The following is a 15,580-nucleotide window of genomic DNA, read 5'->3' as shown; positions in this document are numbered from 1 at the left end:
TTGTAATCAGGAGAAATACCCATGAGCATTACGCGTTACGGCACCGGCAGCACCGCCGCTGGTGGTCAGCCACGTCCTTTCGCCCGCGCTGTTGAAGCGGATGGCTGGCTGCATGTGTCCGGGCAGGTGCCGGCGGTGGATGGCGAGATCATTGTTGGCGGCATCGTCGAGCAGACCCACCAGACCATGAAGAACCTCATCGCGATTCTCGAAGAGGCCGGTTATGGCCTGGAAGACGTGGTGCGTGCCGGAGTGTGGCTGGATGATCCGCGGGATTTCAGCAGCTTCAACAAGGTGTTTGGCGAATACTTCAAACCGGAACATGCCCCGGCGCGGGCCTGTGTGCAGGCGAGCATGATGGTCGACTGCAAGGTCGAGATTGATTGCATTGCGTACAAGAAGAAGGCTTGAGTCAAAGGCTCTCCCTCACCCTAACCCTCTCCCGGAGGGAGAGGGGACTGATCTCTATCGATGCAGACTCCAGCGTTTGTCAGCTAGTCATGCATCGATACGGTCAGGCTCCCTCTCCCCCTGGGAGAGGGCGGGGGGTGAGGGTGACGATCCAACTGACACAACTTCACGAGCCCGTTACCATCCCGGCAACTTTTATGGGAACCACTGACATGACCGAAGACACCATCAAGCGCCGGGCCCGTGGTCTGGACCGGGCGTTCGATATCCTCGATTTCCTCAAGGAAATCGGCCAGCCGCTGCGTCCCAACGACATCGCCAACGGTATCGGCAGCCCGAAATCCACGGTCTACGAACTGGTCGCTTCCTTGCTGGAACGGCGGATTCTGGAACCGGTGGGCAAGGACGGTCACGTCTATCTCGGCCGTCAGTTGTATTTCCTCGGGCAGGCGCATTTGCGTCATTTCGACCTCAGTCGCGAGGCCGATCACGCTTTGCAGGAGATCGTCAGCCAGACCCGCGAGACCGCGCAGATGTGCCTGCTCAACGGGCGCAAATACACGGTGGCGTTGATGAAGGAGGGCGAGCGGCATTTCCGCATTTCTTCCGACATCGGCGAAAACGCGCCGATCCCGTGGACCGCCTCCGGGCGCCTGTTGCTGGCGCATTTGAGCGACCAGCAGATCATCGACCTGATCGACGAAGACGACTACATCCTGCCCGACGGCGAACGCTTGCCGCTGGAACGCTTTCTGGCGGAAATCCGTCAGGCCGGCATCGACGGATTCTTTTCTTTCGACAGCGTCGCCGACACCTTCACTCATTGCTTCGCCGCCCCGGTCAAAGACCTTTACGGCGTGGCCATCTGCACCCTGTGCATCGTCGCTCCACGGGCCGATGCGAAGAACAATTACAACGACTATCGCCGGGTACTGATCGAGAGCGCCAACAGCCTCGCCCGGCGGATCAACGAATAATCGCGACTGCCTGCGGCCGCGAATGAACGCGAGGAGTTTGACCATGACGACTGCCATCAATACTGCTGTGGAAAAGGGCGACGCCGCCATCGGCGCGCACCTGGTGCGTGACGTCAGCCTGCCGGCGCTGGTGCTGCACCGCGAAGCGCTGGAGCACAACATTCGCTGGATGCAGAAGTTCGTCAGCGACAGCGGCGCCGAACTCGCGCCTCACGGCAAGACCAGCATGACCCCGGCACTGTTCAAGCGTCAGCTCGACGCCGGCGCGTGGGGCATCACCCTCGCCAGCGCCACCCAGACCCGCGCTGCTTACGCCCACGGTGTACGGCGGGTGCTGATGGCCAACCAACTGGTTGGCACACCGAATATGGCGCTGATTGCCGATCTGCTCGCCGACCCGACGTTTGATTTCTATTGCATGGTCGATCACCCGGACAACGTCGCCGATCTTGGCGCTTACTTCGCCTCGCGCGGCGTGAAGCTCAACGTGATGATCGAGTACGGCGTAGTCGGCGGCCGTTGCGGTTGCCGCAGCGAGCAGGAAGTCATCGAGCTGGCCAAGGCGATCAACGCGCAACCGGCGCTGGCCCTGACCGGTATCGAAGGTTATGAAGGCGTGATTCATGGTGATCACGCGGTCAGCGGCATCCGCGAATTCGCCGCGTCACTGGTGCGTCTGGCCGTGCAGTTGCAGGACAGCGGCGCGTTTGCCATCGCCAAGCCGATCATCACGGCTTCGGGGTCGGCGTGGTACGACCTGATCGCCGAATCGTTCGAAGCGCAGAACGCGGGCGGCCGCTTCCTCAGCGTGTTGCGTCCGGGCAGTTACGTGGCGCACGACCACGGTATCTACAAAGAAGCGCAATGCTGCGTGCTCGACCGTCGCAGCGATCTGCACGAAGGCCTGCGTCCGGCGCTGGAAGTCTGGGCGCACGTGCAATCGCTTCCCGAGCCTGGGGTTGCGGTGATTGCCCTGGGCAAGCGTGATGTCGCCTTCGATGCCGGTCTGCCGGTGCCGTTGTTGCGTTACAAAGCCGCAGTGGTGCCAGCGGTGGGCGAGGATGTCGGTGCGTGCAAGGTCACGGCGGTGATGGATCAGCATGCATTCATGACCGTAGCGCCGGGGGTTGAACTGCGCGTGGGCGACATCATTTCCTTCGGCACTTCGCACCCGTGCCTGACCTTCGACAAGTGGCGTGTGGGATTGCTGGTGGACGAGCAGTTGTCGGTGATCGAAAGCATGGAAACCTGTTTCTAAGTCTCGAAACCGTGTAACGGCCATCGCTGGCAAGCCAGCTCCCACAGTTTTTTGGTGTACACAACATTTGTGAACAACCGAAAACCCTGTGGGAGCTGGCTTGCCAGCGATGAGGCCAGACCAGACACCATCGATCAACCAGAGACACCACAAGATGACCAGCCTGAGCCCACTGGGCCCCAACACCCCGCGCATCGCCCTGATCGGCGAATGCATGATCGAACTCCAGCAGCGTGCCGACGGCAGCCTGCAGCAAAGCTTTGGCGGCGATACCCTTAACACCGCCGTCTACCTGTCCCGCGCCTTGGGCGACAAGGCTCAGGTCGACTACGTCACGGCGCTGGGCGATGACAGTTTCAGCGACGCCATGTGCGCCAGTTGGGCCAACGAAGGCATCGGCCTGCAAAGGGTGCAACGCCTGCCCGGGCGGCTGCCCGGCCTGTATTGCATCCAGACCGATGCCAATGGCGAACGGCGTTTTCTCTACTGGCGCAACGAAGCCGCCGTGCGCGATTGCTTCACCACGCCGGCCGCCGAACCGATTCTGGCCGCGCTGGCGGATTACGATGTGCTGTATTTCAGCGGCATCACCCTGGCCGTTCTTGGTGCCCAGGGCCGCGACCGTTTGATCCAGACCCTGATCGAAGCCCGCCAGCGCGATGCGCGGATCGTCTTCGACAACAACTACCGGCCCCGTTTGTGGGCGTCACCGGAAGAGGCACGGGCGGCTTACCGCAGCGTTCTTCCGCACATAGACCTGGCGTTATTGACGGTGGATGACGAGCAGGCACTGTTCGGTTTTGCCGATTGCGCTGCGGTATTCGAGGCTTACGCGCAGATCGGCACGCCGGAAGTGGTGCTCAAGCGCGGCGCCGAAGCATGCCTGATCCGCTGTGATGGCGAAGCGTTTGAAGTGCCGGCGCAGAAGGTCGAAAGAGTGGTCGACACCACGGCGGCGGGGGACTCGTTCAGTGCGGCGTATCTGGCCAGCCGTTTGATGGGTTGCAGTCCGGCCGAGGCGGCAGAGGCAGGGCATCAGTTGGCCAGTCGGGTGATTCAAGTGCCGGGGGCATTGATTCCGAAATAGGCGGTGAGTGGCCGCTTGCTTCGCAATCGATTCGCGGGCAAGCCCGCTCCCACATTGGAATACGTTCTCCTGTGGGAGCGGGCTTGCCCGCGATGGGGGCCTAAAGACAACCCTAATCCCGGTAAAACACCTGCACCAAGTGATAACCAAACTTGCTCTTGATCGGCCCATGCACCGTGCGTAAGGGCTTCTTGAAGATCACCGCATCGATCGCACCGACCATCTGCCCCGGCCGCACTTCACCCAGATCACCGCCGCGCTTGCCGGACGGGCAGGTCGAGTATTTCTTCGCCAGCACATCAAACGCTTCGCCCTTGGCAATGCGTTGTTTGAGCTGTTCGGCCTCTTCGGCGGTTTTCACCAGAATGTGGCGGGCTTGGGCTTTCATCTTGCGGTACCTGATAACGGGGTGACGGCGGGGCGCGGATTATGCCTCAACTCAAGGCGTTTGGCTGATCATCGTGCGGATCTTGCTGGCCAGCAGTTCAATCGAAAACGGTTTGGCCACCATGTCCATGCCATCCTCCAGGAAGCCCTGACGCTCGGCGGCGTTCTGCGCATACCCGGTCATGAACAGCACTTTGAGCGTCGGGCGACGCTGGCGGGCGATCTCTGCCAGTTGCCGACCATTCATGCCCGGCAGGCCAACGTCGGTGACCAGCAGATCCACGCGCAAATCCGACTCCAGCAGCGGCAGGGCGGTCTTGGCGTCTTCCGCTTCATGAGCCTGGTAACCCAGGCTCTTCAACAGATCGGTGACCAGCATGCGCACCGCCGGGTCATCTTCGACCACCACCACGGTTTCACCTGTTGCAGTGGGTGACGTCTGCTCGATCGGCTCGACAGACGGGCATTCAGGCTCGATGCCATGCAAACGCGGCAAGTACAGGCGCACGCAAGTGCCCTGGCCCGGCAAACTGTCGAGGCTGACATGGCCGCCGGATTGCTGGGCAAAACCATAAATCATCGACAACCCGAGGCCGGTGCCCTGGCCGATGGGTTTGGTGGTGAAAAACGGATCGAAGGCCTTGGAGCGCACCGAAGGCGTCATGCCGGTGCCGTTGTCGCTGACCGCCAACATCAAGTAGTCGCCAGCCTTGACCGGTTCCAGCGTCGTAAGGTCACTGCCATCGAGATAGACGTTGGCCGTCTCGATCAGCAGCTCACCGCCCTCGGGCATGGCGTCGCGGGCGTTGATCACCAGATTGAGCAGGGCATTTTCCAGTTGGCTGACATCGGTGCTGACCGGCCACACGTCTTCGGCCAGACGCAAGGTGAGTTCGATCGGATCGCCTTTGGTGCGACGGATCAGATCCTCCAGCGAATGGATCAGCTCGTTGACGTTCAGGGTCTTGCGATCCAGCGACTGGCGCCGCGAAAACGCCAGTAAACGGTGGGTGAGGGCGGCTGCACGGTTGGCCGAGGACACCGCTGCTTCGGTGAAACGGCCGATCTCGTCGGCCCGACCATTGGCGATATAGCGTTGCATCAGGTCGAGGCTGCCGATGATCCCGGTGAGCATGTTGTTGAAGTCATGGGCGATGCCGCCAGTGAGCTGGCCGACCGCTTCCATCTTCTGCGCATGGCGCAACGCATCTTCGGCGCGCTCACGCTCGAACATCTCGTTCTGCAAACGTTGATTGGCCTGCGCCAGTTGATCCGTGCGGGCACTGACTCGCTCCTCAAGGGTCTCGTTGAGATTGCGCAGTGCTTCTTCGGTCTTTTTACGTTCGGTTTCGTCGATCACGAAAATGTAGAAACCGTTGACCGCGCCATCGGGGCCGTGACGCGGCAAGTAATTCATCAGCGCATGCCGGGCGCTGCCGTCACGGTGATGGGTATAGAGGCTGAACGAGCAGGGGCGGCCAGCCAGCGCTTCGGCGATATACGCTGCGCGCAGAAAATAGGCCTCTTCGCCGATCACTTCGCGAATCGTGCGGCCGTACAGCTCCTGCGGAGTCAGCCCGTACCAGTCGAGATACGCCGCGTTGTTCAGGCGAAAACGTTCTTCGTGGTCGACGTAACTGATCAGGATCGGCATGGCGTTGATGATCAACTGCAGCTCGGTCTGGCTTTGGCGCAACGCCTGTTCGGTATGTTTGCGTTCGGTCAGGTCCAGCGCGGCACCGAGGAAGCGCATCGGGCGGCCATGGTGATCCTTGTAGCAGCGCCCGCGGGCAAACACCCAACGCTGTTCGCCACCAGGCAGCAACAAGCGGTATTCCTCCGCATATTCAGTGCCGTGAGTGATGCAATGCTTGATGCTGCGGGCGACCAGCGCGCGGTCTTCGGGATGCACGCCGTGCAGGTAATCGCTGATGGGCAACTGCGCGGCGCGCGCCGGATCGATGCCGTGCAACTGGGCGAAATGGGCGTCGGCAATGAAGCGATCTTCGCCGATGTCCCAGTCCCAGGTGCCGACTGCATCAGTTGCGGCAAGCGCCAGTTGCAGGCGCTCTTCGGTTTCGCGCTGGGCCTTGAGGCTGTCATCGGAGCGCTGTTGCAGTTCCAGCGCGATGCGCCGGCGCTCGTTGGTTTCGATGGCGGTCACCAGAATCCCGGCGACTTGCGCGCTCTCATCGCGGATCGGACTGTAAGTCAGATCAAGCCAGAAATCCGATTCCTTGCCCTCACGCTGCAAGGTGAAACGCCGCTCACTGTAGGTGCGCACCTGGCCTTGTAGGACGGCGCTGTAAATCGGGTCAGTAAAGTCTCGAAGTTCTGGCCATATCTGGTGCGCAGGTTGTCCGAAAGCGTGCGGATGCTTGCTCCCGGCGAGCAGGGCAAAGCCGTTGTTGTAGATCTGCGTCAGCTCCGCGCCCCACAGCAGCAACATCGGCATCGGCGAGTGAATCACGATGTCCACCGCGGTTCGCAAGCTCTGCGGCCAGGTGCCAGACGCGCCCAACGGAGTACGACTCCAATCCGTTCGGGCGATCAATACTTGAGCATCGTCAGTGGTCGGTACAGCGTTCATTACATCAGTCCTGAGCATCAGTCGGTGAGACGGCGTCTACTATCCTAGTTCGGTAGACGCGGTTTGGCCCCTTGCGTCACGGCGCGGGCCCTCTCTGTTCATTGCAAGCTTCACGGGTGCTTTTTGTCATGGAAATCGACGCACTGCTTAAACAACTGGCAAGCCGTCACGGTTCGGACCTGTTTCTGTCCACCGGCGCACCACCCAGTGCAAGGTTCGACGGCGTGCTGACGCCGTTGAGCGAGCAGCCCTTCAAACCCGGCGAGGTGGCGACTGTCGCCACCTCCCTGATGGACGCCGAGCAGCGCCGGGAGTTCGACCGGGATCTGGAAATGAACCTGGCGATCTCGCGTACGGGGGTTGGCCGTTTCCGGGTCAACATCTTTAAACAGCGCAATGATGTGTCGATCGTGATCCGTAACGTCAAACTCGACATCCCGCGTTTCGAAGATTTGAAGTTGCCGGCCATACTGCTTGAAAACGTGATGCTCAAACAGGGCCTGATCCTGTTTGTCGGTGCTACCGATTCCGGTAAGTCGACGTCATTGGCAGCGCTTATCGACCACCGCAATCGCCATAGTAGCGGGCACATCGTCACCATCGAAGATCCGATCGAGTACATCCACCGGCATCAACGTTCAATCATCAACCAGCGTGAAGTCGGCGTCGACACCCGCAGTTTTCACGCCGCATTGAAGAACACTCTGCGCCAGGCGCCGGACGTGGTGCTGATCGGCGAAATTCGTGACCGCGAAACCATGGAGCATGCGCTGGCGTTTGCCGAAACCGGGCATCTGGTGCTTTCAACCCTGCATGCAAATAACGCCAATCAGGCGCTGGACCGGATCACCAACATGTTCACCGAAGAGCGTCGCCCGCAGTTGTTGCATGCGCTGGGCAACAACCTGAGGGCCTTTGTCTCACAGCGGTTGGTGCGCACGCTGGACGGACAGCGCAGGGCCGCGGTCGAGGTCATGCTGGGTACACCGACAGTGACGGACCTGATTCGTCGAAACGAATTCACCGAGTTGAAGGGCATCATGGAGAAGTCTGCCGAGCTCGGCATGCAGACGTTTGATGCCGCACTGTTTGCGCTGGTGGTGGAGAAAGTGATCAGTGAGGAAGAGGCGCTCAAACATGCGGACTCGGTAAACAACCTGCGGTTGCGTTTGAAATTGCATGACGATACCGGTTCCGGGTTGCCGCCATCCTCCTCGGGTGAGTGGGGATTGATGGACTAGAGGGTCAACAGCTCAATTCGCTTCTGTTGCGAAATTGCTCTAAAGCTTGTGGGTTGGCCAGCGCATCGGTGTTCTTCACCGGTTCCCCGTGCATCACGTTTCTCACGGCAAGTTCCACGACCTTGCCACTGATGGTGCGCGGAATGTCCGTGACCTGAACAATCTTCGCCGGTACATGACGGGGTGTGGTGTTCGCGCGGATCACCTGACGGATCTGCTCCTGCAGGGGGGCATCCAGTGCGACGCCATCCTGCAACCGCACAAACAGCACCACGCGCACATCATCCTGCCACTGCTGCCCGATTGCCACGCTGTCGAGCACTTGCGGGACTTTTTCCACCTGCCGATAAATCTCCGCTGTACCAATGCGCACGCCGCCGGGATTGAGCACGGCGTCGGATCGACCGTGAATCACCATCGCGCCGTGGGGCAGTTGTTCGGCGTAATCGCCTTGCGCCCAGACGCCGGGGAACAGGCTGAAATAGGATTTGCGCAGTTTTTCTCCGTCGGCATCGTTCCACAAGCCGATCGGTATCGCCGGGAAATGCCGGGTGCAAACCAGTTCGCCCTTCTCGCCGATCAGCGGTTGGCCGGCGTCATTCCACACCTCAACCGCCATGCCCAGACTTTTGCCCATGATTTCGCCGCGACGTACCGCCGACAGCGGATTGCCGTTGACGAAGCAGGAAACGATATCGGTGCCGCCGGACATCGAGGCCAGGCAGACGTCGGGTTTGAAATCGCGGTAGACGAAGTCGTAGCTCTGTGGTGACAGCGCTGAACCCGTGCAAAGCAAGGTTTTCAGGTGGCTCAGATCGTGGCTTTCGCGAGGCTTGAGGCCGCTGCTCTCCAGCGTCGCGAGAAATTTCGGGCTGGTGCCGAAGACGCTGACACGTTCGTCCTGAAGCAGATCCGGCAAGCGCTGTTCGTCCGGATGAAACGGCGAGCCGTCGTACAACACCACAGCACTGCCGACCGCAAGCGCCGAGACCAGCCAGTTCCACATCATCCAGCCGCAAGTGGTGTAGTAGAACAGGCGATCGCCGGGGCCGAGGTCGACATGCAGCCCGTGTTCCTTGACGTGTTGCAGCAGTACACCGCCGGTGCTGTGCACGATGCATTTCGGCACGCCGGTGGTGCCGCTGGAATACAGCACATACAGCGGATGCGCGAACGGCACCGGCACGAAACGCGGCTCACCGCCGGGTCGGTAAAACTCTTCCCACAGCGTGACATCCGCCTGCGTCCGGTAATCCTGCACGCGAGCCTGCGGGCGCGCGTAGGGCACGATGATCAACTGTTGCAGCGTCGGCAGTTGCGCCAGAATTTCATTGAGCTTGGTTGTCTGGTCTATTTCTTTTCCGGCATAGCGATAACCGGCACAGGTGATCAGCACTTTCGGCTCGATCTGGCCGAAACGGTCGATCACCCCATGGGTGCCGAAATCCGGAGAGGAACACGACCAGATCGCTCCAAGGCTGGTGGTCGCCAGCATCGCCACCAGCGTCTGCCAGGTATTGGGCATGCATGCCGCCACCCGGTCGCCGAGGCCAACGCCCGCTGCTTGCAGACTGGCCTGGAATCCTGCGACCTGACTGGCCAGTTCGGCCCAGGTCAATTGCTCGCGCTGACCGTTCTCCGCCACGCTGATGACCGCAACGGCATCGTCGCGCCGCCGCAACAGGTGTTCGGCGAAGTTCAGGGTGGCGCCGGGAAACCATTCGGCACTGGGCATTTTCGTGCCTTCACGCAGGACCGCGTCGGGTTGGGTATGGAAGCTGATGCCGAAAAAATCGACGATGGCCTGCCAGAACGCTTCACGCTGATCGATGCTCCACTGGTGCAGGGCAGGGTAGTCGTCAAGGTTCAGCGAGTGGCGCTGATTGACCAAGCGCCGGAACGTGTCCATGCGCGAATGGGCGATACGGTTGGCGTCGGGTTGCCAGAGGATGTCGGACATTGTTTGCCTCTTGTTATCTGATTCACGCACAGAGTCAGGATCACACAGGGTCAGTTGAAGATTTACTGCGCCAGCCATCCCCCATCAATATTCCACGCCGCCCCGCGCACCTGGCTACCAGCCTCGCTGCACAGGAACAACACCAGTTCACCCAGATGCTGCGGCGTGACGAACGCCAGTGACGGCTGCTTCTCGGCCAGCAAATCGTGTTGCGCCTGCTGTGGATCGACACCCGTGGCAGCACGGTCGTCGATCTGCTTCTGCACCAGCGGCGTCAGAACCCAGCCCGGGCAGATCGCGTTGCAGGTGACGTTGCTGGTCGCGGTTTCCAGACCGACCACTTTGGTCAGGCCGATCACCCCGTGTTTCGCCGCGACGTAAGCAGCCTTGCCGGTTGAGCCGACCTGACCGTGCACGGAGGCGATATTGATGATTCGGCCCCAACCCTTGGCGCGCATGCCCGGCAAACTCAGGCGCGTGCTGTGAAACACCGACGAGAGGTTGATGGCGATGATCGAGTCCCAGCGCTCGATCGGGAACTCTTCAACGGCGGCGACATGCTGGATGCCGGCGTTGTTGACCAGAATGTCGACGCCGCCAAATTCGCGCTCGGCGTAGTCGACCATGTCGGCGATCTGCGCCGGATCGCTGACGTCGGCCGGGTGATGGCCGACCTTGCCGCCGAACTGCGCGACCTCGGCAATCACCGGGGCAGCATCGCCGAAACCATTGAGAATCACGTTGGCCCCGGCCTTTGCCAGCACGAGGGCAATGCCCAGACCGATGCCGCTGGTGGAGCCGGTGACCAATGCAGTCTTGCCAGAAAGAGTCGTCATGAATGCCTCACACAATGCCAGTGGCGTAGAAAGTGCCGATCACTACAAAAACCGCCAGGGTCTTGATCAGCGTAATACAGAAAATGTCTTTATAAGCTTCGCGATGGGTCAGGCCGGTGACCGCCAGCAGCGTGATTACCGCGCCGTTGTGCGGCAGGGTGTCCATGCCGCCGCTGGCCATCGCGGCCACGCGGTGCAGCACTTCCAGCGGAATGTTCGCTGCGTGTGCCGCGCTGATGAACTGCTCGGACATCGCCGCCAGCGCAATGCTCATACCGCCCGAGGCAGAGCCGGTGATACCGGCCAGCAACGTCACGGTAATGGCCTCGTTGACCAGTGGATTGGGGATTTGCTTGAGCCAGTCGGCCAGCACCAGAAAGCCCGGCAGCGACGCAATCACCGCGCCGAAGCCGTATTCCGAAGCGGTGTTCATCGCCGCCAGCAGCGCACCGCTGACCGCACTTTTGCTGCCCTCGGCGAGTTTGCTGCGAATCGCCTGAAAGCCGAACGCCAGTACCATCAGAATCCCGACCAGCAATGCCGCCTGCACCGCCCAGATCGCCGTCAGTTTGGCGATTTCGGTGGTGACCGGTGTGGCCATGCCCGGCAGTGCGAGGCTGTGGGTCTTGCCGTACCACTGTGGAATCCACTGGGTGAACAACAGGTTCATGATGCCCACCGCCAGCAGGGGCGACAGCGCAATCCATGGGTTCGGCAGCTTCAGGTCTTCGGCGGTTTCCGGTTCGTTGCGCAGCTCGGTGCCATAGCCTTCACCGGCGCGCTGGGCCTTGTTGCGTTGGCGCTGGAGAAACAGCATGCCGGCGCAGAACACGAAGATCGTGCCGATCACCCCCAGCCACGGCGCCGCCCACGCGGTGGTGTTGAAGAAGGTGCTGGGGATGATGTTCTGGATTTGCGGCGTGCCGGGCAGGGCATCCATGGTGAACGAAAACGCGCCGAGGGCGATGGTGGCCGGGATCAGGCGTTTGGGGATATTGCTCTGGCGAAACATCTCGGCAGCAAACGGGTAAACCGCGAAGACCACCACGAACAGCGACACGCCGCCGTAGGTGAGCAGGGCGCAGACCAGCACGATCACCAGCATCGCCTGCTTGGTGCCCAAGAGGCGAATCGCTGCCGCAACGATCGAACGCGAGAACCCCGAGAGCTCGATCAACTTGCCGAACACGGCGCCGAGCAGGAACACGGGAAAGTACAGCTTGATGAAACCGACCATTTTTTCCATGAACACCCCGGTGAAGGCAGGGGCGACAGCGGAGGGGTCGGTGAGCAGGACCGCGCCGAGGGCGGCGATCGGGGCGAAAAGGATGACGCTATAGCCACGGTAGGCCGCCAGCATCAGCAGCGCGAGGGCTGCCAGGGCAATGATCACACTCATGGTGTGTCTCTCCGGAATTGTTATTTTTGTGGTTGAAACGGGTGTAGGAGAGCGCTTAGCGAGTTTTGTGCCAGATAGGTAAGCTATTGAAATATATGGATTTAATGAGGTTTCTGGATGGCGGGAAGATTAAATTGTCTCTGTATAGAGATTTTTTTTGGATTTGCTGACGTCATCGCTGGCAAGCCAGCTCCCACAGGAACGGCAATCAACCTGTGGGAGCTGGCTTGCCAGCGATGTTTTTGATTTTGTCTTTATTTAGAGAGCTAAGTCTCATTAGTGGGATTAAGCGATTCCCAGTGCCACCATTTTTTTGTACAGGGTCGAGCGTCCAAGCCCCAGTCGAGCCGCTGTCTCCGGCACCTTGCCTGCGCATTGCGCGAGGGCAGATTGAATCAACTGCCGGTCAAATCGTTCCCGCGCCTGAGCGAAGGTTTCTTCGGTCAGCGCTTCAACCATCGGTGCCGAGGTTCGCTCCACCGGGGAAAACGTGCCAATGGCCGCGCGTATGTCATTTTCCGTCAGCATCAGGTCGTCACTGAGCAGCGCCGCCCGTTCCAGCACATTGCGCAACTCGCGAATATTGCCCGGCCAGGCATGCTGGCCAAGCAGGGCCAGCGCTTCGCGGTTCAGTTCATGCTGGCTGCGCAGTTCTTCAAGAATGGCTTCGCTGAGCGCTGGCAGGTCATCCAGCCTATCCCGTAACGGCGGCACGTTGATCGGCAGCACGTTGAGTCGGTAATACAAGTCGGCGCGGAACTCGCCGCGTTTGATCGCCGCTTGCAGATCTGTCGACGTGGCGGCGATCACCCGCACATCGCTCTGAATCACTTCGTTGGAGCCCACAGGCTCGAACTCCTTTTCCTGCAACACGCGCAGCAGTTTGCTTTGCAGCGGCAGCGGCATGTCGCCAATTTCGTCGAGGAACAACGTGCCGCCCTGAGCGATTTGCAGTTTGCCGGTGCGGCCCTTGCGATCGGCCCCGGTGAAAGCGCCTGGCGCTGTGCCAAAAAACTCGGCTTCCAGCAGGGCTTCGGGAATCGCCGCGGTGTTGATGCTGACAAACGCTTTGTGCGCCCGGGGCGAGGCGCTGTGGATGGCCTGGGCCAGCAGCTCTTTGCCGGTGCCGGTTTCGCCGAGCAGCAACACCGGCGACTCGGCGCTGGCACTGCGCCGAGCACGGCGTTTGACTTCGAGGCTGGCGGCGCTGGTGCCGATGAAATGCGCAAAGTTGTACTTGGTCTGTCGCGCCCGCAGCAATGAACGAGTCGACGCCAGTTCTTCCTGCATGCTCAGATAACGCTTGAGCATCGGCGAGAGGGTGCGCAACTCATCGAACAAGGCAAAACCGATGGCGCCGATCACGCTGCCGGCGTCGTCGTGAATCGGCAGACGCATGACCACCAACGGCTCTTTTGGCGTGTCCTGCATGTCGAGCAAGATCGGCCGGCCGGTGCGCACTACTTCGCGCAAGAGACTGCCGGGGATCACACTTTCACACGGCTTGCCGATGGCGCCTGCGGCGGATTCCAGACCAAACCGGCGGGCATAGCGCTCGTTCATCCAGACGATGTTGGCATCGCGATCGACAATCACCGTGCCTTCGCTCGATTGCTCGATGATCTCGAACAACGAGCGGATCGCCAGGGTGCGAACCCGTTGGTAGTCCTTGAGGCTTTCGGTGGTGTTCATGAAGGCTGATCCGCGGTTTTGGTTGACAGTGCCGACGCCATCGCTGGCAAGCCAGCTCCCACAGTTTTTCTGGTGAGCACAGTATCTGTGAGCGACCGAAAATCCTGTGGGAGCTGGCTTGCCAGCGATGGCCGCGACTCGGTTTCAAATCGAGTGCCGATTATGCCTACCCCGGATGCGCCGCCGCCAACAGCTCTTTGGTGTACGGATGCTGCGGCGAATCAAACACCTCGTGACTGGCCCCGCGCTCGACCACTTTGCCGTCCTTGATCACGATCATGTCGTGGGCGAGGGCGCGGACCACCGCCAGGTCGTGACTGATGAACAGATAGGTCAGACCATGTTTCTCCTGAAGCTGGCGGAGCAGGGCGACCACTTGTTTTTGTACCGTGCGGTCGAGTGCCGAAGTCGGTTCGTCCAGCAGGATCAGCGCCGGTTTCAATACCAGTGCCCGGGCGATGGCGATGCGTTGGCGCTGACCGCCGGAAAACTCGTGGGGGTAGCGATGGCGACTTTGCGGATCCAGGCCCACTTCCTTAAGTACGCGGATCACTTGCTCATCGCATTCATCGGCGGTCGATTCGCAATGCACTTCCAGGCCTTCGCTGATGATTTGCGCCACCGACATTCGCGGGCTGAGGCTGCCGAACGGATCCTGAAACACCACCTGCATCTGCCGCCGCCACGGGCGTAGCTGTTTCTGGTTGAGGCCATCGAGCGCTTCGCCCTGGAAGCGGATGCTGCCTTTGGAATCGAGCAGCCGCAGGATCGCCTGGCCCAGCGTCGACTTGCCTGAACCGGATTCACCGACAATGCCCAGGGTCTTGCCGCGCTGGATGTTCAGGCTGATGCCATCCACCGCGCGCAGGTATTGTTTGCGCTGAAACAGCCCGCCGCCGACGACAAAATCAACCCGCAGATCATCGACTTCCAGCACGTTTTCACGCTCATCCCGGGGCAGGGCTTCACCCTCGGGCTCGGCGTTGAGCAGAACGCAGCTGTAAGGATGTTTCGGTTCGGTGAACAGGGTTTCGCACGGCGCTTGCTCGACGATCTCACCGGCCTTCATCACGCAAACGCGCTGAGCAATGCTGCGCACCAGATTGAGGTCGTGGCTGATCAACAGCAGCGACATGCCCAAGCGTTGTTGCAAGGATTTGAGCAGCAGCAGGATCTTGCGTTGCACGGTGACGTCGAGGGCGGTGGTCGGCTCGTCGGCGATCAATAGCTCCGGTTCGCAGGCCAGTGCCATGGCGATCATCACCCGTTGCCGTTGTCCGCCAGACAGTTGATGCGGATACGCCTTGAGCCGTTCCTCGGGTTTCTGGATGCCGACGAGGCCAAGCAGTTCAACAATCCGTTGTTGCGCCGCTTTGCCACCGAGGCCCCGGTGCAGCAACAGGGTTTCACCGATCTGCTTTTCGATGGTGTGCAGCGGATTGAGCGAGGTCATCGGCTCCTGAAAGATCATGGCGATGCGATTACCGCGCAGCTCGCGCAAGACCTTGGGGTCAGCCCCGACCAGTTCCTGCCCGCGATAGCGAATGCTGCCGGTGGTTTGCGCTTCCGATTCGGGTAGCAATTGCAGAATCGAATGGGCCGTTACCGATTTGCCCGAACCGGATTCGCCGACCAGGGCCAGGCACTCGCCGGCGCGGATATCCAGGCACAGGTCTCGCACCACGGTCTGGCCATGGAAGGCGACATTGAGATTTCGGATTTCAATCAGGTTGTCAGTCATG

The 15,580-nt window shown here is 60.6% G+C and carries 12 protein-coding genes; 5 read left to right on the top strand and 7 right to left on the bottom strand.

The window, feature by feature from the left end:
• Positions 1-21: 21 nt before the first annotated feature.
• The 4 genes from ACVVH8_RS16810 (at position 22) to ACVVH8_RS16795 (ending at position 3,733) form a co-directional block, all read left to right on the top strand.
• Complete coding sequence (locus ACVVH8_RS16810) at positions 22-411, top strand: RidA family protein (protein WP_007912330.1); 390 nt, start codon at positions 22-24, stop codon at positions 409-411.
• Positions 412-623: 212 nt separating this feature from the next.
• Positions 624-1,388, top strand: a complete 765-nt coding sequence (locus tag ACVVH8_RS16805; protein ID WP_103302343.1) for an IclR family transcriptional regulator — start codon at positions 624-626, stop codon at positions 1,386-1,388.
• 43 nt (positions 1,389-1,431) lie between these two features.
• Entirely contained in the window at positions 1,432-2,646 is a 1,215-nt protein-coding gene (locus ACVVH8_RS16800) for an amino acid deaminase (RefSeq protein ID WP_475225014.1), read from the top strand.
• Positions 2,647-2,800: 154 nt separating this feature from the next.
• Positions 2,801-3,733, top strand: a complete 933-nt coding sequence (locus ACVVH8_RS16795; RefSeq protein WP_475225012.1) for a sugar kinase — start codon at positions 2,801-2,803, stop codon at positions 3,731-3,733.
• 112 nt (positions 3,734-3,845) lie between these two features.
• On the opposite strand, the gene ACVVH8_RS16790 is transcribed toward ACVVH8_RS16795, so the two are convergent.
• Positions 3,846-4,121, bottom strand: coding sequence for a peptidylprolyl isomerase (locus tag ACVVH8_RS16790; protein ID WP_025112520.1), 276 nt, complete (start codon positions 4,119-4,121; stop codon positions 3,846-3,848).
• Between the two features lie 51 nt (positions 4,122-4,172).
• On the bottom strand, positions 4,173-6,710 hold the full coding sequence (locus ACVVH8_RS16785) for a PAS domain-containing hybrid sensor histidine kinase/response regulator (RefSeq protein WP_315448133.1): 2,538 nt from the start codon (positions 6,708-6,710) through the stop codon (positions 4,173-4,175).
• A 128-nt stretch (positions 6,711-6,838) separates the two neighbouring features.
• Between ACVVH8_RS16785 and ACVVH8_RS16780 the strand changes: the two genes are divergently transcribed.
• The gene (locus ACVVH8_RS16780) at positions 6,839-7,951 is read left to right on the top strand and encodes a PilT/PilU family type 4a pilus ATPase (RefSeq protein WP_475225010.1); all 1,113 of its coding nucleotides are present in this window, start codon (positions 6,839-6,841) and stop codon (positions 7,949-7,951) included.
• A gap of 4 nt (positions 7,952-7,955) precedes the next feature.
• Here the strand turns inward: ACVVH8_RS16780 and ACVVH8_RS16775 are convergent, their stop codons facing one another.
• From ACVVH8_RS16775 to ACVVH8_RS16755, 5 genes are all read right to left on the bottom strand, one after another.
• Positions 7,956-9,911, bottom strand: a complete 1,956-nt coding sequence (locus tag ACVVH8_RS16775) for an acetoacetate--CoA ligase (protein ID WP_475225007.1) — start codon at positions 9,909-9,911, stop codon at positions 7,956-7,958.
• Between the two features lie 62 nt (positions 9,912-9,973).
• Positions 9,974-10,747 carry a 3-hydroxybutyrate dehydrogenase gene (gene hbdH / locus ACVVH8_RS16770; RefSeq protein ID WP_103302337.1) on the bottom strand — a complete coding sequence of 258 codons (774 nt, stop codon included), beginning with the start codon at positions 10,745-10,747 and terminating at the stop codon, positions 9,974-9,976.
• Positions 10,748-10,754: 7 nt separating this feature from the next.
• A complete protein-coding gene (locus ACVVH8_RS16765) occupies positions 10,755-12,146 on the bottom strand; it encodes a GntP family permease (protein ID WP_077573126.1) in 1,392 nt (463 codons plus the stop codon).
• A 285-nt stretch (positions 12,147-12,431) separates the two neighbouring features.
• Positions 12,432-13,838, bottom strand: coding sequence for a sigma-54 interaction domain-containing protein (locus ACVVH8_RS16760; protein WP_475225005.1), 1,407 nt, complete (start codon positions 13,836-13,838; stop codon positions 12,432-12,434).
• 166 nt (positions 13,839-14,004) lie between these two features.
• Entirely contained in the window at positions 14,005-15,579 is a 1,575-nt protein-coding gene (locus ACVVH8_RS16755; RefSeq protein WP_212809132.1) for an ABC transporter ATP-binding protein, read from the bottom strand.
• Position 15,580 lies beyond the last annotated feature (1 nt).

It is taken from the genome of Pseudomonas trutticola BRTCR10, from assembly GCF_056155105.1.
This window is presented reverse-complemented; position numbering and strand designations above follow the sequence as displayed.